General features: G+C 58.0%; 16 protein-coding genes. 4 read left to right on the forward strand and 12 right to left on the reverse strand.

The genetic code is table 11. From position 1 onward, the window contains the following. Window positions 1-36: 36 nt before the first annotated feature. The 8 genes from LJD29_RS00620 to LJD29_RS00655 form a co-directional block, all read right to left on the reverse strand. Window positions 37-1,104 (reverse strand): threonine aldolase family protein, encoded by a 1,068-nt coding sequence (locus tag LJD29_RS00620; protein WP_446743812.1) that lies wholly within the window; start codon window positions 1,102-1,104, stop codon window positions 37-39. Window positions 1,105-1,127: 23 nt separating this feature from the next. Then, on the reverse strand, window positions 1,128-1,532 hold the full coding sequence (locus LJD29_RS00625) for a nuclear transport factor 2 family protein (RefSeq protein ID WP_446743813.1): 405 nt from the start codon (window positions 1,530-1,532) through the stop codon (window positions 1,128-1,130). A gap of 200 nt (window positions 1,533-1,732) precedes the next feature. Further along, window positions 1,733-3,724: a tetratricopeptide repeat protein gene (locus LJD29_RS00630; RefSeq protein WP_446743814.1), complete on the reverse strand. Its 1,992-nt coding sequence runs from the start codon at window positions 3,722-3,724 to the stop codon at window positions 1,733-1,735. A gap of 28 nt (window positions 3,725-3,752) precedes the next feature. Beyond that, entirely contained in the window at window positions 3,753-4,943 is a 1,191-nt protein-coding gene (lpxB, locus tag LJD29_RS00635) for a lipid-A-disaccharide synthase (protein ID WP_446743815.1), read from the reverse strand. A 50-nt stretch (window positions 4,944-4,993) separates the two neighbouring features. After that, complete coding sequence (locus tag LJD29_RS00640; RefSeq protein WP_446743816.1) at window positions 4,994-6,994, reverse strand: ABC transporter ATP-binding protein; 2,001 nt, start codon at window positions 6,992-6,994, stop codon at window positions 4,994-4,996. 50 nt (window positions 6,995-7,044) lie between these two features. Next, window positions 7,045-7,716: a dienelactone hydrolase family protein gene (locus LJD29_RS00645; RefSeq protein ID WP_446743817.1), complete on the reverse strand. Its 672-nt coding sequence runs from the start codon at window positions 7,714-7,716 to the stop codon at window positions 7,045-7,047. A 17-nt stretch (window positions 7,717-7,733) separates the two neighbouring features. After that, window positions 7,734-8,849 carry a VWA domain-containing protein gene (locus LJD29_RS00650; protein ID WP_446743818.1) on the reverse strand — a complete coding sequence of 372 codons (1,116 nt, stop codon included), beginning with the start codon at window positions 8,847-8,849 and terminating at the stop codon, window positions 7,734-7,736. A 62-nt stretch (window positions 8,850-8,911) separates the two neighbouring features. After that, window positions 8,912-10,321, reverse strand: coding sequence for a hypothetical protein (locus LJD29_RS00655; RefSeq protein WP_446743819.1), 1,410 nt, complete (start codon window positions 10,319-10,321; stop codon window positions 8,912-8,914). Between the two features lie 261 nt (window positions 10,322-10,582). Between LJD29_RS00655 and LJD29_RS00660 the strand changes: the two genes are divergently transcribed. Together LJD29_RS00660 and LJD29_RS00665 are read left to right on the forward strand one after the other, a co-directional pair. Beyond that, window positions 10,583-11,128 (forward strand): RidA family protein, encoded by a 546-nt coding sequence (locus LJD29_RS00660; protein WP_446743820.1) that lies wholly within the window; start codon window positions 10,583-10,585, stop codon window positions 11,126-11,128. A gap of 23 nt (window positions 11,129-11,151) precedes the next feature. Then, window positions 11,152-12,561: an aminotransferase class V-fold PLP-dependent enzyme gene (locus tag LJD29_RS00665; protein ID WP_446743821.1), complete on the forward strand. Its 1,410-nt coding sequence runs from the start codon at window positions 11,152-11,154 to the stop codon at window positions 12,559-12,561. A 54-nt stretch (window positions 12,562-12,615) separates the two neighbouring features. On the opposite strand, the gene LJD29_RS00670 is transcribed toward LJD29_RS00665, so the two are convergent. Continuing rightward, window positions 12,616-12,957, reverse strand: a complete 342-nt coding sequence (locus tag LJD29_RS00670) for a hypothetical protein (protein WP_446743822.1) — start codon at window positions 12,955-12,957, stop codon at window positions 12,616-12,618. Window positions 12,958-13,128: 171 nt separating this feature from the next. Here LJD29_RS00670 and LJD29_RS00675 point away from each other — a divergent pair, with 171 nt between their 5' ends. Then, window positions 13,129-16,296: an FG-GAP-like repeat-containing protein gene (locus LJD29_RS00675; RefSeq protein ID WP_446743823.1), complete on the forward strand. Its 3,168-nt coding sequence runs from the start codon at window positions 13,129-13,131 to the stop codon at window positions 16,294-16,296. Window positions 16,297-16,352: 56 nt separating this feature from the next. On the opposite strand, the gene LJD29_RS00680 is transcribed toward LJD29_RS00675, so the two are convergent. From LJD29_RS00680 to LJD29_RS00690, 3 genes are all read right to left on the reverse strand, one after another. After that, window positions 16,353-18,725: an alpha-L-rhamnosidase-related protein gene (locus LJD29_RS00680; protein ID WP_446743824.1), complete on the reverse strand. Its 2,373-nt coding sequence runs from the start codon at window positions 18,723-18,725 to the stop codon at window positions 16,353-16,355. A 78-nt stretch (window positions 18,726-18,803) separates the two neighbouring features. After that, window positions 18,804-20,189, reverse strand: a complete 1,386-nt coding sequence (locus tag LJD29_RS00685; RefSeq protein WP_446743825.1) for a sigma-54-dependent transcriptional regulator — start codon at window positions 20,187-20,189, stop codon at window positions 18,804-18,806. Further along, the gene (locus tag LJD29_RS00690) at window positions 20,186-21,253 is read right to left on the reverse strand and encodes a sensor histidine kinase (protein ID WP_446743826.1); all 1,068 of its coding nucleotides are present in this window, start codon (window positions 21,251-21,253) and stop codon (window positions 20,186-20,188) included. Before LJD29_RS00690 ends, LJD29_RS00685 begins: the two co-directional genes overlap by 4 nt. A 79-nt stretch (window positions 21,254-21,332) precedes the next feature. Here LJD29_RS00690 and LJD29_RS00695 point away from each other — a divergent pair, with 79 nt between their 5' ends. Next, window positions 21,333-21,578 (forward strand): hypothetical protein, encoded by a 246-nt coding sequence (locus LJD29_RS00695; RefSeq protein WP_446743827.1) that lies wholly within the window; start codon window positions 21,333-21,335, stop codon window positions 21,576-21,578. Window positions 21,579-21,585 lie beyond the last annotated feature (7 nt).

Raw genomic sequence — 21,585 nt, forward strand, 5'->3', positions numbered from 1 at the left:
TTATACCGTGTTTCCCCGCGTATTGGCTTCGCTCATTCAGGAAAACGATTGTCCAGAGAGTACTTCTGCCACTATGTGAGACGCCGACTCACAGTCTGCGCGATTCACATCGCGATGTGTCACGAACCGAATCTGGTCTGATGCCGCCGAACCTGCGGCCACGCCGCGTTTCTTCAGTTGCGCCAGCACCGGACCTACGTCCTGCACTCCGAGTAAACGGAAGATGACGATGTTCGTCTGCACGGTCGACAGATCGATTTCTACGCCGGGCAGCGTGGCAACGAACTCGGCGAGGAAACGGGCATTCGCATGATCTTCCGCCAGCCGTGATGGCATTTCTTCCAGAGCGATGAGCCCGGCCGCTGCGAGAATACCGGCCTGACGCATGCCGCCACCGAGCATCTTGCGTACCGAGCGGGCACGCTCGATGAACCGCCTGCTGCCGACCAGCATCGAGCCGACAGGTGCGCACAAGCCTTTCGACAGACAGAACATCACACTCGAGAAGCCTGCGGTGAGTTCCGAAACAGGAATTCCCAGCGCAGTTGCCGCATTGAAAACGCGAGCGCCATCGAGGTGCGTAGGCAGACCAGCGTCTCGCGCGCCCGACCAGATCTCTTCGTACACTTCCAGCGGAGTGACGGTGCCGCCAGCCATGTTATGCGAGTTCTCAAGCGCGATGAGCCCGGTCATGGGGCGGTAATAGATCTGAGGAGCGATCATCGCCTTGATCCGATCCCAGGTCAACACGCCGCGATCGCCCGCAACGGGGCGCAACTGGCAGCCGGAAAAGGCAGAGACCATCGCCATCTCCCAGTCAAGAATATGGGCGCGGGCTTCACAGATTACTTCCTGCCCGGGCTGCGTGTGCAGCCGGATCGCAATCTGGTTCCCCATGGATCCGGTGGGCACGAAGATAGCAGACTCGCGGCCGAAGATCTCCGCTGCGCGGGCTTCCAGGCGATTGACTGTGGGGTCTTCTCCATAAACGTCATCACCCACTTCGGCTGTTGCCATGGCGTGGCGCATCGCCTCAGTGGGGTGAGTTACGGTGTCGCTGCGCAGGTCGATCACCCGCGTGCTGCTCGTTCCTTCAACTGTCATAAGGCGATTTTAGCCGCTGTTGTTTAATAACGCTTGGCGCGCATGACCTTCCAGATCGGTTCATTGTCCGCGTACACCTGCCACTCGACGATGCAGCCGTCACGCACGATGGCTCTCCAGGCGGACGGGATTTTCCAATGATTCTCCGGCAGTAGTTTGCCGCGCACTGAATATGTTCCTTCGGCGCTCCCAAATACAGCAACCAGCTCGCCGCGGCTCACAGCGTCATAAACTTCTATCGTGTAATCAGGGAACCAGGAAAAATAGGCGCGCCAGCCTTTTTGAACCTGCGAGCGCCCGCGAGTCTGCTGGCCAAGACCGTCCACCAGGAGGAGGTCGTCGCTCATCAGCGTCGCCAGCTTCGCGACATCGTGAGAGTTGATGCAGTCGATAAATTCCAGTACTACGTCCGCGGCATTCCTGTTCATGACTCACCCATTGTCCGCACACAAGCATGTGGCGGAGCGTGATGGAAATGTGACGGATGCTCTTAAAAGGAAGAGAAGGGTCCGCGAATTCCAATGAACGTATGGGGGAAGAAAAATCAGTTATGGGGAACTGTTAAACCTTATACGTAAAGACACCATGCTACCTTACGTTTTTGCGCCTTGTAACTGCAACCGCATTCTTATTCACTGTCAGGTCTCTTATAAGGCACCTGTATGTAGTGACGGGCTTCGTTGAGAGCTCCCGCGGTGTTGTCATTCGTCTGCAACGCCTGGCGATATTCGGTGATGGCGCGATCACGCTGTCCAGTGATATCAAATATCTTTCCTATCTGGATATGACTCCAGACCTCGGTCCACTTAGGATCGTCATCTCCGCGCAGGCAATCCCTGTATGAGTTCACAGCCGACTGGTAGTTACGCTGCGTGAAGAATATTTCCGCAATTCTATAACTGGCCAGTGAGCTCTGGGGATTCGCCTGCAGCGCCTTCTGATACTCCGCGAGGGCTGCAGTGGTATCGCCCTGCGCCACTAGCTGCTGCCCCTTCAAAATGGAAACGCGCACCTGCAGCTCCGGCGTATTCTTCAGGACCCAGTTATCGGGATCGATGCGCACATGGCGAGGACGCCCGAAGGTGTCCACGACATATTGAGAATCTGTACCTACGACCGAAATACGTCGATTCTCCGTTTTACCGTCCGTCTCGATTCGCAACTCGACCGGCATGTTGAAGAGGTCGAGATCCTGCTGAATTTCTCCAATAGTACGGAAACCCTTGTTATTGCCCAGGCGATAGATCGTGTATTTATTCACGAACTCCGGCGCGCCTGTGCCGTCAAGCCACTGTGCATAGAACGGAGTGAGCTGCTGCTGAGACTGCGCTTCCGACAACTTTTCGAAGTCACTCGACTTGATGCTCTTGTCAGTAAACTGCGAGAGCGAGGCGCGCAGAATCTTCACAAAGCTGTCGTCGCCAACCTCCCAGCGCAGCATGTGAAAAACCATGGCGCCTTTTTCCAGTGTCATCGACTGGAACTCCGGCGAAAAGGCATTCAGACGGCCGGCGCTTGAAAGTGGAATAGTATCGTAAGCCATCGCTCCCGCGGCGACGTCGAGAATTGCGTTCTGGAGTGCCGCTTTTCCGGCGGAGTCCTCAAGATACAAAAGTTCGCCGTAACGGGACATGCCGTTCGTGATCCAGGCATCGTTGAGCGAAGCCGGGCTCGTCTCGCTCCCCCACCACTGGTGAGCGATGGTGTTCGAGAGCAGACGGAAGTCATTCTTGCCGCCGATACGGTTTCCGGCAACGGCAGCGATCTCAGGAGCCCAGTAGGCAGGCACAGTGTCATCCGGCAGCTCGACCACATTCAGATTGCTCGACTCCGGCATGCCAAAGGTGGAGGTGAAGAAGGCCAGGATGCGCAGCGCGCTCTGCGCGTAATCCATTGCAACCGTCTTATGCGCCGGCAGGGTGTAGACGTGGATATTTGGCGCAGGCGAAGTCGGGGCGTCGAACTTACCCGCAATGATGGTGCCGGGAAATCCGGGCTTGGTCCAGTTGAAGTCGTACTCGTCTTCGTCCCCCTCGGACTTCGGCGTTCCGGAAACTCCGCTGCCGATCACCTTGTAGCCGGTAGGCACTTTTACATGAATCTCGGCCGTGTAGCGGTCGGTCTGGTAGCCCACCATCGGGAACCAGCGGCCGGCGTAAAGCAGATATGACACGGGGTTATCCACGATTGCCAGCTTCAGGCCCTGGACTGGTCCGCCTTCGTCGCTCAGAAGGGCGCCGGAGTAGTGGAAGATCCAGGTATAGCTCTGGCCTGGGATAAGTGGCTGCTGCGGGGTCACAAGCAGCGAAGCCTCCGCGCCGCGCTCCCCGTTCAGCTGCGTTTTCTTCGAACCTGCGTCCGTTACCGAGTCCACTCTCAGCGCCCCATGCAGCTCGAAGACCGCCGTTGTAAGCGGCGCGTTCGCGGTAAAAGTGACCTGCGCGGTGGCGGAAAGGGTGTGATCCGATGGTTTCAGCTCGGCGTCTATCTTATAGGCAGTAATAGTGATAGGCTGCGGCCGGTCAGCGGCGTGGAGAGCAGGAACGATAAAGGTGGCAGCAGCCACCATGACGGAATAAATGCGGAAGCGGAGCCTGGCTGCGGATGCGTCTCTCGTCATGGTCTTTGATTCTGGCAATTCGAGGATATTACCTTGCTGTGATCTGCTGATGCTGAAGAACGTCTAATAGGATGCCGGTCAATCGTTGCATCGCCGAGTCGCCACCCGCGATGTCCTCGGCCTTGAGCATACCGGATACCTCGCGCAGACCGGAAACCATGGCTGCGCGCTCCGGCGTTTCGTCCAGAAGCTGCCGCAGGTGTGAGACGAGATTTGCCGCAGTAAAGTCACCCTGGATCAGCTCAGGAATAATTCTTTGTTCCGGCGGACGTCCCGCGATCAGGTTCACCATGGCCACGTGCGGCACGTCGACAACCCGCTTCGCAACCGCATAACTCAACGGAGAAACTTTATACACGACCACATAAGGCTGGCCAATCAGGGCCGCTTCTACCGTAGCAGTGCCGCTCGCCACGGCGCTGGCACGTGCATGGAGCAGTGTACCGCGTGCGTCGTCCGTGATGGTGATACGCGGACTGGAAGGCAGCATCGCCCTGGTCATCTCCCGATGAGCGGCGGTGAGGGTGTGCGCGAGCGGCAGCACGAATTCAAGATCGTAGTCCTTCGTCAGTATCTGCGCCGCTTCGATCATACCGGGCAGGTTGAGGCGAATTTCCTTGGCGCGGCTGCCGGGCAGCAGACCCACCCAGCGTTTAGCCGGATCGAGCTGCCATTTGCGGGCAAAGTCCTCGCGAGAAATGGTGGGCAGAGGCAGATCGGCGAGCGGATGGCCGACATAATTCGCTTCCACTTGCCTTTCGCGATAAAACTGCTCCTCAAAGGGAAAGATTACGACCATGCGATCAACGTACCGCTGCACCTCGCGGATACGGTATTTTTTCCAAGCCCACAACTGCGGGGAGACAAAGTAGACGACCGGCACTCTGGCCCGATGCAGGTGCTTCGCCAGTGACAGGTTTACATCAGGGAAATCGATAAGGACGGCAAGGTCGGGCTTCTCGGTCTGGATGGACGCCTTCAGCCGTCGATATTCGCGATAGATATGCGGCAGGTGCCGAATGACCTCGGTGATGCCCATGACCGCGACGTCTTCGGCTTTAACGATGCGGCGCATGCCGAGTGCTTCCATGTGCTGGCCGCCGAGACCAAAGAACTCGGACTGTGGCAAGCTGTCACGAAGCAGCGAGATCAGGCTCGCGCCATACGCTTCACCGCTCGCCTCACCGGCGGAGAGAAAGATTTTTGGGCGTGCTGTCATTCCTTGCAGCTATCGTAAATGACTGACTTAAATCTGAGCTGCGACCGCGCTCAATCAGTCCCGAGCGCCAGAGAAGGCGTCAGTCCGGTTGCAGGCAGGCCCAGTTCCTGGTCCTTGTACTGAAGCTGATAGAGCTTCCAGTAAAGTCCGCGCGTGGTGAGCAATTCCTGGTGGCTGCCCATTTCGCGCAGCTGGCCCTTGTGCATGACGAGGATGGTATCGGCCTTTTGCACCGTCGATAGCCGGTGGGCGATGACGACCGAGGTGCGGCCTTCGATCATGCGCTCGAGCGCCATGCGGACGCGCAGCTCGGTGTCGGTATCGACCGAGGATGTTGCTTCGTCGAGGATGAGTACGCGCGGGTTGTGCGCCAGGGCGCGAGCGAAGCTGATCAGCTGTTTTTGCCCGGTCGAGAGGCTGTTTCCGCGCTCGCGCAGCGGCTCTTCATAGCCGCCCGGCAGCGTCGAGATGAAGTCGTGAATATTTACCTGTTCGGCGGCTTCGCGCATCTGCTCATCAGTGATTGAATCCGTGCCAAGGCGGATGTTGCTGCCGATGGTTCCGCTGAAGAGGAAGGCGTCCTGCAAAACCACGCCAAAGTGTTGGCGCAGCATGGTCAGGTCGTGTTCGCGGACATCGACACCATCGACGAGCACCTGGCCGTGCTGAATATCGTAGAAGCGCATCATCAGGCTGATGATGGTCGATTTGCCGGCGCCGGTGTGGCCGACGATCGCTGCGGTCTGGTCCGGAGCTATTGAGAACGACACGCCGCGCAGGATCCACTCGATGTCGGTCATCGCTTCCAGTTCTTCCGGAGTTGAGCGGGCGATGCGCTCGCGCTTTTCCGCGTCGAGCCGCTCGTAGGTGAACCACACGTTGCGGAACTCGATGCTGCCCGAATTGCTGGTGGCGATCGGATGCTCGGGCGAGACGATTTCAGGTGCCGTATCGACCAGCTTGAAGACGCGCTCGCTGGCCGCCATGGCTGCCTGCAGAATGTTGTACTTCTCGCTCAGGTCCTGGATGGGGCGGAAGAAGCGCTGCGAATACTGGATGAAAGCCACCAGCACGCCGAGCGAAACCGCGCCGCGGAAGACACCGCGGCCACCGACCCAGATCACCAGCGCGATGGCAATCGAGCTGAAGATTTCGACTGCGGGATAGTAGAGCGCGTAGGCGAGGATCGAGTCCTTGAAGGCGACCATGTGCGTCCGGTTGACGGCCTCAAAGTCGTCGTAGGCACGCTGCTGGCGGCTGAAGAGCTGCACCAGGCTCATGCCGGTGACGTGCTCCTGCGTATAGCTGTTGATGCGAGCGATGGCCACGCGAATGCGCCGGTAGGAATCGCGTACATACTTGCGGAAGATACGGGTGGCGATCAGAATCAGCGGCAGAACCGAAAACGACAGCAGCGCCAGCCACCACTTCATGCGCAGCATGACGAAGACGATGCCGGCGAGCACGAATACGTCTTCAAAGATTGCGAAGACGCCCGAAGTGAACATCTCATTCAGGGCGTCGATGTCGCTGGTAAGGCGGGTGACGAGGCGGCCAACAGGATTGCGGTCGTAAAAGCCGATGTGCATGCGCTGCAGGTGTCCGAAGATCTGGCGGCGCATGTCGAACATGATCTTCTGCCCCGTCCACTGCATCAGGTAGGTCTGCAGAAACTCGAGCACATAGCTAAGCACCAGCGTGCCCAGGTAGAGCATCGCCACCTGCAGGATGCCGTGGCGTGCGTCGCTGCTCAGCCAGCGCGAGAGAAACGCGGAACGCGATGAGGGGTGTGCCGTGAGGTAGCGATCGATGGCAACTTCAACGAGGTAAGGCCCCAGAACATCGCAGGATGCCTTGATAAGGATGGCTATCAACGAGAAGAGCGCGACCCACTTATAGGGCCGCATATAGGTCATCAGGCGGCGCATCAGGCGACCGTCGTAGGCCTTGCCGACGACGTCGTCATCCTGCCCGGCCGCAGCCTTTTTCTTCGCTTCTTCCGCCTGCCGCTTCTGCTCAGCCGCGACCTTTGCTTCCTTTTTCTCAGCCATGTTGTCTCATGACCATTTTACAGGGAGCGAGCGGCCGGAAACCCAACCGGTCAGCCGAGATGCTCCTTCAGGAATGCCAGCGTGCGCTCCTTCGCGAGCTTCGCTGCTTCGGGCGCAAAGCTGGGGCGGCGATCGTTGTTGAAGGCGTGATCCGCTTCGTACCAGAAAATCTGCACCTCAGGGTAAGCTTCACCCACCTTGTCGACCGCGTCCTTGGGAATATGGGTGTCCTTGAGGCCAAAGTGAAGCATCGTCGGCGCCTTCGGCTTTTCTTCGATCATTTTGGGAATGCCGCCGCCGTAGTAGCCGACCGCCGCGTCCAGCTTGAGGCGTGCCGATGCCATCCATGCGACCGTGCCGCCAAGACAGTAACCCACAATGCCGGCTTTCTTCCCTGTTGTCTTGCGTCCATACTCGGCAGCAGCTTCGGTATCCGTGACAAACAGCTCCCAGTTGAGCTTCGGCATGAAGCTCATCGCCTTTTCACGATCGGCCTCATCGTAGCCGAGGTCCACACCACGCTCGTAGCGATCGAAGAGCGCCGGAGCGATGGCAAGATAGCCTTCCTTCGCATAGCGATCGGCAACATCCCGGATGTGTCCGTTTACTCCGAAGATTTCCTGGATGATGACGAGCGCCGCAACCGGCTCTCCTGCGGGCCTGGCGACATAGGCGTCGAGGGTATGGCCATCGGCGGCCTGCAACTGAACATGTTCACTCATGCGCTTATAGACGAACGTCAGGGAGTCTTGGCCGCATCGTTCACAGCCCAGTAACTTTCACGGGAAACGATGCGCGCGCCGTAGTCCTGCGTGAGGGATACCTTGAGGTCATGAAGGCCCGGTGTCAGGTCGGTCGGATGAAAGCTCAGCATGTAGCGATTGCGAGCGTGGCTGGCCACTTCGGCAATGTGGTCCTCGAAGCTCTTGTCGCGAGCGAAGGTCGCGTATTCACCTCCGCTCATCGAAGCCAGCGTCTTGGGCGTATTGCGGCGCATGGCGTTCATTGTCATCATGAGCGGTGCGAGCACATTGATGTCGTTGCCCATGCCGCCGTGTCCCTTGGCCCACTCGCGCAGCTCGCTCTTGGATGGTGCGAAAGCCAGGCTGAAGACCAGGGTGTTGGTTGTGCCGATCTGCTGGACCAGTTGCGGAATGGTGACATGGCGGCTGCCGTGGTCGCGCGTCTCGCTGATCAACAGGAGCACGCGGCGATGATCTACCGGGCGCTGCTGCAGCAGATTTACGGAGTAGCCAACGGCATCGAGAATGGCGGCTCCGCCATCGCCCGGAGGAAGGTTGTCGAGGTCCTGCTCGATGTAGGAGGTGTCCTTCTGGAAGGCTTCAAGATAGGTCGGCCGCGAATCGAAGACAACCAGCGCCACCTCACCCTGGCCTTCGCCGGTAAACATCTGGAGAAGCGGTCCCAGCCTCGCGAACTTGTCGAACTCCATCGCCGCATCGCGGCCACGCTCCATGCAAATAACCAGCGATACCGGCTGCGAGTCCATGTCTTCGTCGACATGCACGGATTGCTGCACGCCGTTGTCTGTCAGCACAAAGTCTTTGGGCTGCAGACCGTAAAGCACGTCTCCCGACTTTTTCTCGACAAGGGTAGGCACCAGCACAATGTTGGTGTTCACATGCAGGGTAGGCGTCGCGAACTGATCGTCGGCGATTACCGGCGGCGGCATGTTTACAGGCGCACGCTGCTGTTGCTGTTGCTGTTGCGCAGGCTGTCCAGATGAGGGCGGCGACGCGGGCTCGCCGGGAAACGGTTCCTGCGCCCGGCACACGCCGGCCACCAGGGCGGAAACGACAAGAATTCTCAGCGAATACGAAAAGAAAGGCGGCAAGGAAACCTCAGCTGCATTTATCAGAACAGATCATAAAGAGGCGTGCCAAGTATACATTCACGCTAAGGCGCCACGACTGCCGCAACCCGCTCGCCAGGGACTTCCGCATCATGTGTTCTACGATAGGCCGCCTCAAAGAGAGCCCAGTCCTCGTGGAATTCCGGCATTGGCGGCCGCATACGCTTTTTCGCCTCGAGAACATAACCGACACGCCAGCTAAGCAGCTCAAATGCCAGCCCGGGATCAGATTCAGAACTCAATATGGTGGAACTGTAGACGCCCACGTGGCGCGGATCGCCCGGCCATGTCATCCACAGCTGCCCGTTACCGTCTGTCGTAACCGTGGCGGAATCAAAATGCTGGCCCTGCTCCTTTAGCCATCTCTTCTCGGCTTTGGGATTGCGTTCTACCATGGCCAGGTAGCGTGCTCGATAGTTCTGCCACTCCAGCTCGGAGCCTGTTAACCCGGAGCGCGATGCGGCGATCTCTTCATCGAGCGAACCCACCCTGCGGGTCTCGTCCTGCTTCTTTGCCACGTTGCGTTCCGCCACCAGGCCGGTCAACTGCGGGGAGGGATACTTCGCATATTCGTTGTAGAGGTTGAAGCGGGCGGTAAGGAAATACATAACGAAGAAGGAACCAGCCACTTCATGGTCGCCGATGAAGAAGGCCGGGATCAGGTACTTCTTGATATGGAATGCCGCTTCCGTTCCGTTACTGGCCGTGCCGCTGCGATGTAGAGTGCCCGGTCTCTGCTCGAAGTGCATGGCATGAAAACCAAGCTCAGGCCGATCGTGCGCCCATCGGGAAAACGATCTTGCTCCGGCCTTTGGCGTCATGATTCCGAAATCGTTCAGCACGTCGCGGCGCATGGCATTGGGAAAGATCGAATTGACAATACGCTGCACAAACATGGCGCAGTTGTCGGTGATCGGCTTGTAGTGGTTCACGTTGGGCTGGTCGTTCAGCCATGCCACTGCGGCGGCGTCCTGCTCAGGCGTTGTCTTCACCGCATAGATAAAGACATCGCGCTCGATGGTTGCAGCAAGCGTGTCCCGCCAGTAGCTGCGGTGAACCATCGGGCACTCGCCGCCGCACACCGGGGCGAGATAGCCGCTTCTCGCTCGGCCCGTAATCGCCACCTTTACATTCTTTGTGCCGATGAGGAGTCGATCGTTCGGGTCCGTAGTGCCGTTGACGTACATGCTGACCGGGACGATATTCCACTCATAAGGTTGAAGCTCGTGAAAATCGGGAAAGATCGTAATGATCGATCCCTGCTCTCCCGGCGTGCACAGCCGCGCCCGCACCGGCGATGCCGGACATACTCCGGAGAGATAGAGCAGGGCATGGCCCGCGTGTGTATATGCTGACGACCCTTCACCCGTTGGATCTGCAACAACAATCCCGATATCCGCGTGGAGCGATTTCACCAGAAACACGCTGACGAGGAACCCGGCAAAATAAACCATGGCCCGAAAACGGGAAAACGCCCCAGGAGAAGACACGACAATAAGATGCGTTCCGGCGCTTTTGCGTCCGCCGGTGGACACAAGTCATTTGCCCTATATTTGTACCGGCCATCCGGCCCATGGCAGGTTTCCGCTTGCACCCGACAATATAGCCAGCCTATCCGCGCTGCAAAAAATCGATTGAAACGTTGTAGCATTGCCCGTAAGTACCCCTGAGTCATCCTCAGCGACAATTCCGCGGAACCAGCAAGGAGATTCCTGATGCAGATCAACACCCGGCGCACCTTCTTTGGAAAACTTGCCGCCATGACGGCCGCTGCCGTCGGCGCGCCCCGTCTCATCGCGCAGGCCACGGCGCCCGCAACGCCTGAAACCACTGTCGCCCCCCGCCACGGCAACAACCATGTGCACAACGGCGTCTACTACTTCTCGGGAACAGGCTCCAACGACGGGTATCCTGCTACCGATCACGTAACTGTCGCGGATCCTTTTGAAAAGCATGTGACCCGCACCATGGATGCTCTGAAGAAGACCCTCGAAGAGAACGGCTGCACCATGGACAGCATCCTGAACCTGCAGGTCTTCCTCTGCCTGCCCCTGGCCGACGGCGTGCCTATGCCGAGCGGTAAAGCCCGCTTCGATGCGCACCATGCGCAGTACGACGCGCTCAACAAGATTTACCGGACCTACTTCAGCCCCGGAAAAGCTCCCTCGCGCGCCTGCATGGCTCTGGAGTGGATCCCGGGCGATTCGCTGATCGAAATCGTGGGCTCTGCCCTCGTCGTAAACCCGCCTGCCGGCGCCTAAGAACTTAAGAAAAGGATCGACTGATGAGCTGGAAATTTGACTGGAGCCGACGCTCCTTCCTGACTGCCCTTGGAGCCGCCGCAGGTACCGTGCTTACGCCTGAGGCCGGCAAGCTGCTGGCCGAAGGTATGGGTAGCAAGAACGCAGGCGTTGCAGACATTCTGAAACCAACCTCCAATGATGGGCACCCGATCGTTCCTATCAAGAGCGGTCTCGGTTCCACCGGGGATATTTACGCCGAGCTCGGCGTAACGCCGCTGATCAACATCAACGGGACGGTGACCGTGATTGGCGGCTCGGTTATGAAGCCTGAAGTGATGGAGCTGATCCGCCAGGGCAACCAGCACTTCGTCCTCATCGACGAGCTGGAGATGGCCGCAGGCAAGTGGATCGCCAAGCTTTGCAAATCGCCCGCAGGCTACACCGGTCTGGTGACAGGCGGAGCAGCTGCGGCGCTGGTTGTCGGCTACTCGGCCATGATGACCGAGGACCTCGAACCGCGCCTCAAGACCATCCCCGATGTCACCGGCTTCCCCCGCACAGAAGTGATCATTCAGAAGAGTCATCGTTACGCATTCGACCACCAGATTCGCCAGACCGGCGCAACGCTGGTCGAAGTCGAAACGAAGGAACAGATGATCAACGCCATCAACCCGAAGACGGTGGCGATTCACTTCACCAACATCCTCTCCGATCACGGGCAGGTCAGCGGACCGGAGACCGTGGCCATCGCCAAGGCACACGGCATCTACACCTTCAACGACGCTTCGGCGGATGTCCCGCCGGTTTCGCGCCTGTGGGAGTATCCGGCGGTCGGCTTCGATCTGACGACCTTCTCCGGCGGCAAGGACATCTGCGGACCGCAGGCCTCTGGCATCCTCATCGGACGCGAAGATCTCATCAAGTGGTCGCTGCTCAACATGAGCCCGCAGGAAGACCGCATCGGCCGCTGCTGCAAGGTGGGTAAAGAGACAATCTTTGGCCTGCTGAAGGCGCTCGAAATATTTATCGAACATCATCAGGACTTCGACGCGGTCATCCGCATGTACGACGAGCGTGCCGCCGTGATCACAAAGGCAGTCGAGAAGTTCGGTATTACAGCAAGGCCCCGTCAGTTCGATCCGAACGCACTCGGCAATGTCACGCCGTTCTACAGCTGGCAGATCGACCCTGCAAAGACGAAAATCACGGGCCACGATGTGCTGCTGCAACTGGCCGCCACCAGGCCAGTCGGCATCGGCAGCATGGGTGCGGGAGCCAGCGGTATGCGCGGACGCGATCCCGAGGCCGATAAGAAGCCCAAGCCGGAACACCACAACCATCGCACCGAGGACCCGAACACCTTCGGCTTCGCGGTATGGCAATTGAAGGAAGGCGAAGACAGGATCATCGCCGACCGCTTGCAGGAGATCCTCAGCGCAGCCAAGGCCTGAGTTAAGAACAGTAAACGAAAAGCGCCCCTCACACTGAGGGGCGCTTTTTGTTCCTTATTTGATGGTGGAGAAATACTCAGCCGCATCGCTGCGCAACAGCAGCCAGATGATTCCGGCCGCAATGATCAGGTGCACAGCCAGTTGATGCCTCCAGTCGGCCAGGCTCACGCCCACATGAAACAATGCCCAGGCGATGGCCAGCCAGCGAGCCCAGTTGCGACCCAGCAACAGGAAGATGCCGGTCACAATAGCCGTCCATTCAACAATCTCAATGAAAACCGCATCGCGGTCGTGCTCAAGCAAGGTGTGAAAGTGGTAGGCACTCGCAACCACACCCACAACGACATACAGAATCGCGATCACCATCACGGATATCGGGCATCTTTTGATGTTCATTCGCGTGCATCGCTCTTTATCGCGCCCTCACATTATTCCTCTGGAAACGGTTCGATGGCCACAAACTACTGGCGATAGTTGGAACGCAGCGGATAGAATCGTTCTGTTCCAACTCCCCCACCCACATTTATGTCATTTCTTCCTCGGTCTTTTAAGACACGTGCTCTTCGTGTGCTTGGGCTCCTGTTCGTGCTCCAGCTTGCCTTCACCGCTGCCTTCCCTCAGTCCCAGCCGGTCTTTCCAGTAACTCCTATTCATTCCCTCACAGCGATTCCGTTCGGAGTCACGACCGGCGATTTCAATGGTGATGGCTTGGAAGATGTCGTATATGCCGATAACGAGTCCTCCGTACCAACCCTCCATGTGCTTCTCAGCGGTGAGCATCTGATAGGCAGCACGCCGATCGATACCATAATTCCGGCAACGTGCCCTGTCATTCCAAATGCGTCAAGCCTGAATTATCTACCGCTCCTCGCCATTCCCGCCGATCTGAACCAGGACAAGAAACTCGATCTCATCCTGAACTGCGGAGGAACCATCGGAGTCATCTTGGGAAACGGGGATGGAACCTTTCAACCGGTCACTACCTATACGAAGCAGGGACTGGCCTCGGCAGTTACTGACCTGAATGGAGACGGCTATCCGGATGTCATTCTCTACACGGAAATGTATGTACCGGATCATGCTTATGAAGAGACCGTAGTCAGCGTCATGCTTAACCGGGGCATAAACGGCCCGGGCAAACTCGTGAACGCCGGAACCTATGCCACCGACGACGTCATCGGCGGTTATAACCCACCGTTTCTCCTGGCCGGTGACTTCAACGGAGATGGCAAACAGGATCTCTTTGTCTCGGCTTTTCAGAGCTCCGGAAACGCAATGCCAAGCGGAATGTCAGTGCTGTACGGCAACGGCGACGGAACGATGCAAAGCGCGATAGACGTCCCACTGGGCACCGCGAACGACTATGTACTCGGGCAGTCGGCTTCGGGAGATTTCAATCATGATGGGATCGCGGACGTAGCGTATCTAGCCGGAAATAATCCGACAGGAGTACAAATTCTATTCGGCCAGACGAACGGCACGTTCAAGGCCGGTTCTTTCATTCCTCTTTCCCTGTATACGATCTATAACGCCCCCAGCATCACAGCTGTAAGCACAGGATCCAACGGCCTGTACGACTTGATTGTGAGCGCAGCTGCAACGAGTGTTCTCACTGGCGATAAGGATGGGAATTTCTCTTTGGGCAGCACATACGCTGCGGGGGATGCCGCCTTCCCTCTCTCGATGGCAGACGGCGAATTAGATCTACTCGTCTACTCTCTGCAGCGAGGATATATCTCCCTCTCCGAAGCGGCGACCTATGCACAGCTTACCCTGCTCCGGGGAAACGGAAACAACACTTATCAGGGCGTCGTCACGGTACCTACGGGGGATAACCTGGCGCTTCCCGTCGATCTGAATCACGATGGACTGACCGACCTGGTCTACAAGGATCCATTCGGTAACTTTGTCGCCTCTTTGGGACGAGGAGATCAAACTTTTTTTCCAGCCACCACGCTCCCAGCCGTGACCGCCAACGAGGCCAGCACACAGTATTCGTATCCGATCGTAAGCGGGGATTTTGACAATGATGGAAGCATCGACATTGTTGACTTCACGAGTGGAGGGGCAGGCTATCCGGCCTCAGATGCCCATCTTCTATTTCTGAAGGGAAGCAAGTATGGCGTTATCCAGAAGGCAACCACTACTGTAGACGCTGGCGCCTATGGTTTTCAGTCCGCTGTCGCAGGAGACGTTGATGGAGACGGCAATCTCGACGTGGTTGCGTCCTATCGCGATCTCTATGACGACGTCATGGGCATCGTTCTCATTCCTGGAAAAGGCAATGGGACCTTCGCATCGCCTGTGTCTTTATTGAAAAGCAAAGTTGTGGACATAGATCCCACGATCGACAACCCCCTTCTCCTCGTCGATCTCAATGGCGACAAGAAACCTGATCTGCTATGGGGCAATCTTGTATACCTGGGCCATGGGGATGGGACCTTTGAGCAGCTCTCCACCACCTTACCCGGCAACGCGGCTCTGGTGCAGGATCTGAATGGAGATTCAAAACCCGATCTGGTCACGCTTGAAGGAATCTATGCGGGAAAGGGCGATGGAACATTCGGAACTACACCCTTTTACAGCTTTTCGCTTCCCAACACGCGATTCATAGATGCCACTGCGGGCGACGTCAATGGGGATGGATATCCAGATCTGGTTATCAAATATTCCGATCCATCTCACAACATTGCGCTCCGGGTGCTGGCTGGCGACGGCAAGGGTAATTTCGAAGTCGACGACCACAGTTATTTTGCCGGCGCTTCCACTGGACCGTTCTACCCTTATCCACGTTCTTCAGCGCTTGCTCGTATCAATAATCAAGCCCCCGCAACTTCAGATGGGAAACTGGATTTTGTCACACTAAGCAGCGGCGGAGCCACAATACTGCTCAACCAGGGAAATCCTGCTCCAACGGCCCCCTCCCTGCTACCGACAAACACTACCATCACCGCATCAGCAGCCACGGTAAATCAAGGCCAATCCTTGACATTCACAGCGCAGGTCGGCGGCCTCAATCCTACAGGCACTGTGACCTTCACAGCAGCTGGGGTCGCTCTGGGAACAGCCGAACTGACCAGCAGCGGCGCGTCCATTTCTGCCAGCCTGACAACGGCGGGAGCAGTCCCGGTGACAGCCACTTATTCCGGGGACTCATTGAACGCATCGAGCAGCGCATCGATAACCGTTAACGTCGTCGCTCCGGACTTCAGCTTCACTGCCACACCCATCAGCGGATCGGTTTCCCCAGGCCAATCCGCTACCAGCACCTTAACTTTTGCTTCGGTAGGTGGATTCAGCGGAGCAGTCAACCTGTCATGCACAAACCTCGGCTCCGAGACATCCTGTGCGTTCGCTCCACAGTCGGTAAACCTGGCGCCAAGCGGAAACGCCACCGCCACGGTCACTATTCAAACTACTGCGGCAACCACCGCCGCTCTACCTCAGGCCTCAGACCGGCTTTCAACGATCGCATGGGCAGCGCTGATTTTCCTGATGCTTTCACCCAGGCGTATCCGTAACTCTTACCGAAGCTTCGGACTACTCCTGGCAATCGCAGGAACGGCGGTCCTGCTCACACTATCGGCATGCGGAGGCGGCGGCGGCGGCAAATCTGGAGGGTCAGGCGGTGGAAACCCGGGAACACCAGCGGGCGCACAAAACATAACCATCGTGGCAACTGCCGCTGGAGGAGCCGTTACTCACAGCAGCACATTTACCCTGACGGTTCAGTAGCCACCCCAAGGTGAACGCCGCAGAGGATCCGATTCACTTGCGGCGTTTACCAGACCTCAATCCTTCGGCACATCCATCGCGTTTGCGCCCGCATGCAGGGGATAGCTCTTCCCTTTCCACTCGAATGTTCCGGTGAGCGCGGCGGGAAGGTTTACCTGGGCGTGCACTGAAGTTCCGCGCACGCTGTAGTCCACGGCGATCTCACCGCGGGGCGAAGGATAGCTGGCTTTCAGTTGCTTGAGAGAACCCAGTGCCGGAGCGATCTTTACCTGCGCAAAATTCGGAGCAGCAGGCCTAATGCCGGCGATGGTCGTTAGCAGATCGATGTTCGGGTGCGCCGTCCAGGCGTGTGAATCGGAGCGCGTGGGCTCCGGCTCTTCGGCCCATGTCGACAGCCCCAGTGACAGCATCGTCCTCCACGGAGCGAGTGTCTCGTTGTAGCGGTCGCCCAGCCCCGCATGCACGAGGCCGCGCGTCAGGTAGAAGCGGAAGTAGTTCGACGCCACCGAAAACTCCTTCGGCAGCGGGCTATCCGTATGGAACCCTGCATCGGTCGCGGAGAAGATTCGCGTCATCACTGCCGCCTGCTGCGCTTTCGGTATCACGTCGAGCCACACCGCCAGGGCATTGGCCTGCTGGCTGAAGTGGTTCTTCTCTGTGGTATCCGCCAGCAGTTCGTCCTGCTGCGACCAGTAACGGTCATAGATCGTCTTGCGAAGCCGTGCGGCCTCATCCGCGTCTTCACGGCCGAGGTTTGCGTCCCCGAGAACATCTTCCATCTCTGCCGCGTTATTCAATGCTTCGAGATAAAAGAGACCGCCTGCCGCGCTCACTCCATTCGCATCCGCAGGCGAGTTCCCTCCAGGAAATCCCGCCGCCCAATCCACGAAAGGCCACCAGTCGGGCAATGCAGGCAATCCATCCTTGTTCAGGCGTGCGCGAAAATAACTCAGCTCACTCCGCACAGCGGGCAGCTGCTCACGCACGAACTGAGGATCGTTGCGGTAGTACCAGTAGTCGTGCACGATACCAACCCATATCAGCGAGAAATTCTGGATCATTTGCAGAAGCCTGGACGGATACCGGCTCTGCGTGATCCCCTCCGGCTGCATGGAATCGCGGAAGGCGAGGATGGCCTGTCGAGCCAGCCGGTCATCGCCCGTGTTGGTGTAGGAAATCAGCGTCTGGATGCGCGTGTCACCGATGTACTGCAGCCGCTCCCAGTAAGGCGTATCCATGTAGGCATCGTGTGCGCAAAGCCGGGCCGTGCGCCATCCGACCTCCCAGATCTTCGAGAGCGAGTCGTCATCACTCGAAAATGTCGCGCGATGCTCGAAGGGGTACGCGGTGAAATTTACCGTGAGCGACTCCAGCTTCAAGGGAGTCGCCGCGGTGGTTACATCCATCTGCAGATAGCGCCACGTTCTCCAGTCAAGGGGCGTGAAGGCGCGATGAGCTCCACCGTCAGGCAGCAGTTCATCGGATACCCCTACCTCGTGTTTGCCTTCGATCTGGTTGCGATTGCCCTTGTTGCCGTGGTCATCGATCAACGCCTCGGCGTAGCGCATCGCGATATCAGCCCCCTTGCCGTCGGAAACCGTCAGCGTGGGATACGCCGTTGTGAGCGTGCCACGATCAATCAGCAAGGTTGCATGACTGTTTGCCGGGATCACGATCGCGTGCGAAGGAAAGCGCTCGGCGTCTTCAACGCCAGAGCTACGGACGACACGGCCTGCATAGGTCTCGCTGAACTCCATCGGGGGCAAAGTATCGGGAACGAGTAGCCAGTTGGTGCCAGGGTTTTCACCGCGTGTCACTCCCCTGCCCAGCGAGGCTGCCGGTTTCCAATCCCCCTGCGGGCTGTCGCTGCTCCAGTCCCAAGTGGACTTCGCGGCATCGATCCGTTCGCCCGAAGATGCCACGTAGTAGAAGTACTTCAAATCATCCGGCTTCGGAGAAAACCCATACCCCTGCTCCACAATCGCCTGCCAGGTTTTGTTGGTGGCGATCGCCGCCTCGGCCTGCGATTCGGGCTCCAGGAGAAATCCAAGTCGCCAGGTAATCTGCCGTATCGGAGCAATCTCTCCCAGGTTCCACACGGTGGCCGCGACTACGTTACGTCCGGCGTGGAGGGCAGGTGCGAGGTCGTAGGTCTCATAGCGCCAATGCTGCATATCGCCAACGCTTGGGCCGTCACCGATGCGCCTGCCGTTCACCATCAGCACAAAGTGATTATCGGCCGATACATGAACCATATAGTGTGCAGGCACAGCGTCGAGCGTGATCTCCTTGCGGAAATGCACCACGGCAGGCTCATACGAAGGAGCATCCGCCGCGGTGATCCAATCGGCAGTAAAGCGGTGCGGCGCGGTTTGCGCGGAAGTAACGGCGGCAGAAATACAGAGCAGAAAGCAGGCTATCGGACGCATCCCGATGATTGAAGTTCAACGAGGAAACATTGTCAATGAAGAAACGAGCTGCCTGCTGACACCGCGCATTTGGCCCCGCTATTGCAGCAACTCGCCATACTCCGCACTGGAAAGGTTGTGTTTCTCCATGCGGTAGATCAGCGTGCGGCGGCTGATATCGAGGAACTTGGCCGCCTGCGTCTGATTGCCGCCAAAACGTTCCAGCGCACGATGGATCAGGTCACGCTCCACGGCCTCCAGACTGATTCCTTCGTCGGGAAGATCCGGCCAGCGAAGCCCCTGGTCCGATGGTGCACCCATCACTTCCTCTGGCAGATCCTCAACGCCAATCACGTTGGACGGCGCAAGCACCACCAGCCTCTCCAGCATGTTTTCGAGCTGCCGCACATTTCCCGGCCACCGATAGTGGATCAGGCGCTGTAAAGCCTGCGGCGCGAGGCGGATCTCCTGCGTGCCATGGCGCTTTCTTGTTCGCTCCAGAAGAAATTCGATCAGCTCGGGGATATCCTCTTTACGCTCGCGGAGGGGCGGCAGCCGCAAAGGAACGACCGCCAGCCGGTAGTAAAGATCTTCGCGAAATGCACGGTCTTCCACCATGGCCTGCAGGTTGCGATGGCTGGCGGCGATTACACGCACATCCACCTGCACCGGAACCGAAGCTCCCAGCTTTGCCAGCTCGCCTTCCTGCAGCACGCGCAACAGCTTTACCTGAGCGTCGAGCGGAAGCTCTCCGATCTCATCGAGGAAAAGTGTGCCGCCGTTAGCAGATTCTATGCGGCCCTGCTTGCTGACGAGCGCCCCGGTAAACGCACCGCGCATATAGCCGAAGAGTTCGGACTCCACCAACTCCCTGGGAATCGCCCCGCAGTTGATGGCAATAAAAGGGCGGCTGCTGCGCCGGCTGTTGTGATGAATCGCGCGGGCGACCAGCTCCTTACCTGTTCCTGTCTCACCGTCGATCAATACGGTAGCATCGGTCTTTGAAACACGCGCTGCCTGGTCAAGAACCCGAAGCAAGCCCTTCGAGCGCCCGACAATGCCCTCGAAGCCGTAGCGGTCGTCGAGCGCAGAGCGCAGCGTACGAACCTCTTCGATAAGATCCTGCCGCTCTATTGCACGCTTTACCACCAGCAGCAGGCCATCGAAGTCGAGCGGCTTTGTCACATAGTCATACGCGCCGAGCTTCATCGCCTCGACGGCAGTTTCAACCGTCCCGAAGGCCGTGACAACGATCACGGTAGCCGGCATTGCAGCCTCCGTGATGCGCTTTAGAAGCTCAAGGCCACTGGTCGGCATTCGCAGATCGGTAATAACGAGATGCGGCTCTGCACCGTTAAGCACCTTCCACGCCTCATCGCCGTCAGCCGCCAGTGAAACGGAATAACCAGCTTCTTCGAGCTGCATCTTCATCACGCGCCGAAGACTGCTGTCGTCATCCACCACGAGAATGTGCTTTTGCTTCACTGTGGCAACCTATCGCCTTCTGCCGCCAGGGGCACTTCGATACGAAAGACCGTGCCGCGGGGTTCATTCGGATGGCAGGTCAGCGACCCTCCATGCTGCATCGTTATCTGGGCGGCAATCGCGAGGCCTAGACCTGTCCCATTTTCCTTCGTGGTAAAAAACGGCTCAAAGATGTGTGCCATATCCTCGGGATCGATCCCCTTGCCCTGATCGCAAACGTCGATGCAAAGCCATCCCCGTCGCGCCGAACTTCTCAACAGCACCGGCACCTCTGACTCGCTCGCCTGCATTGCATTCAGAATCAGGTTCAGGAGTAGTTGCTTGATCTGTTCCGCATCACAGAATATCTCGCGCGGCGTTGGCTCTACTTCAACCATAAGAGGATTTCTCTCGCTATAAGAGGCATGCTCCGCCAGACTCGCGACGGACTGAATCAGCTCCGACGATTCGATGCTCTGCATACGGGGCAGACGCGGCCGGGCGAACTCCAGAAAATTGGTGAGCAGCTTGTTGAGCCGCTGCGACTCCTTGGTCAAAATCGTAAGGCATTCAGAGCGGCTCTCCAGCGAAGCCTGGCCGCGCGCAAGGATACCTGCCGCGCCGCTGATGCTGGCAAGAGGATTACGAATCTCATGAGCGAGGCTTGCCGAAAGCTGCCCGGCTGCTGTAAGCCGCTCGGTCTTCTTCAGCTGTTCGATGTTCTGCTGCAACTCGTTATACACGCGCTCCAGCTCAATCTTTGTCGCCTCCACCCTTACGCGCTGGAGGCGTTCGCGGTCTGACAATACACCCGCGATGATGCCAGCTGCACCAAATGTGCTGAGCTCCACCACCTGGTCCTGCGCATCGAGCGGTACACGGTACCAGTGGCGAACGATCGATGGGGTCTGCAGCACAACCGCAAGCAGGATCGTCTTCAGCGCTCCACGCCAGCCAAAAAACATACCCGCAAGCAGGAAAGGCAGGATGTTGAGGTGATGCAGGATGTTGTGGAGCACCACTTCATGAGGAGGCGCGATCCATGTGAAAACCGCGAGCGTTACGACCAGGAAGACAATCAGCACGGCCTTTCCCCGTGATGATCGCAGACTTGACGGAACGAGCGGCATATCTCCATTCTTCCACGCCTCCGCCTCCTGATGCATGGGAATCCTGAAAGGCCGTGCGATACCGATGCCGCGCGAATGGGTGATCGATAGATCCATTGCAGCCATCGGAGCAATTCAGCCACCAATCAAAGAGGCCGGTATCGCACAGATTTCCCGGCACGCGGCCCTGGAAGTGCCGCATATGAAGCAGCAGGTGTCCCATCTGGTACAGTTGCGCCTCTGCACTGGCTCGAAACCCCGCAAAATCGACACAAACAGTTTGGCGCGTGAATTGCCTTAAGCAGTGT

The organism is Silvibacterium acidisoli (assembly GCA_022870745.1).
Classification (GTDB): Bacteria; Acidobacteriota; Terriglobia; order Terriglobales; family Acidobacteriaceae; genus Silvibacterium.

What these genes read in the sequence shown, in the direction of transcription:
- LJD29_RS00620 (WP_446743812.1), bottom strand. Translation starts at nt 1,104, where the DNA reads ATGACAGTTGAAGGAACGAGCAGCACGCGGGTGATCGACCTGCGCAGC.
- LJD29_RS00625 (WP_446743813.1), bottom strand. Translation starts at nt 1,532, where the DNA reads ATGAACAGGAATGCCGCGGACGTAGTACTGGAATTTATCGACTGCATC.
- LJD29_RS00630 (WP_446743814.1), bottom strand. Translation starts at nt 3,724, where the DNA reads ATGACGAGAGACGCATCCGCAGCCAGGCTCCGCTTCCGCATTTATTCC.
- lpxB (WP_446743815.1), bottom strand. Translation starts at nt 4,943, where the DNA reads ATGACAGCACGCCCAAAAATCTTTCTCTCCGCCGGTGAGGCGAGCGGT.
- LJD29_RS00640 (WP_446743816.1), bottom strand. Translation starts at nt 6,994, where the DNA reads ATGGCTGAGAAAAAGGAAGCAAAGGTCGCGGCTGAGCAGAAGCGGCAG.
- LJD29_RS00645 (WP_446743817.1), bottom strand. Translation starts at nt 7,716, where the DNA reads ATGAGTGAACATGTTCAGTTGCAGGCCGCCGATGGCCATACCCTCGAC.
- LJD29_RS00655 (WP_446743819.1), bottom strand. Translation starts at nt 10,321, where the DNA reads ATGGTTTATTTTGCCGGGTTCCTCGTCAGCGTGTTTCTGGTGAAATCG.
- LJD29_RS00660 (WP_446743820.1), top strand. Translation starts at nt 10,583, where the DNA reads ATGCAGATCAACACCCGGCGCACCTTCTTTGGAAAACTTGCCGCCATG.
- LJD29_RS00665 (WP_446743821.1), top strand. Translation starts at nt 11,152, where the DNA reads ATGAGCTGGAAATTTGACTGGAGCCGACGCTCCTTCCTGACTGCCCTT.
- LJD29_RS00670 (WP_446743822.1), bottom strand. Translation starts at nt 12,957, where the DNA reads ATGAACATCAAAAGATGCCCGATATCCGTGATGGTGATCGCGATTCTG.
- LJD29_RS00680 (WP_446743824.1), bottom strand. Translation starts at nt 18,725, where the DNA reads ATGCGTCCGATAGCCTGCTTTCTGCTCTGTATTTCTGCCGCCGTTACT.
- LJD29_RS00695 (WP_446743827.1), top strand. Translation starts at nt 21,333, where the DNA reads ATGGGAATCCTGAAAGGCCGTGCGATACCGATGCCGCGCGAATGGGTG.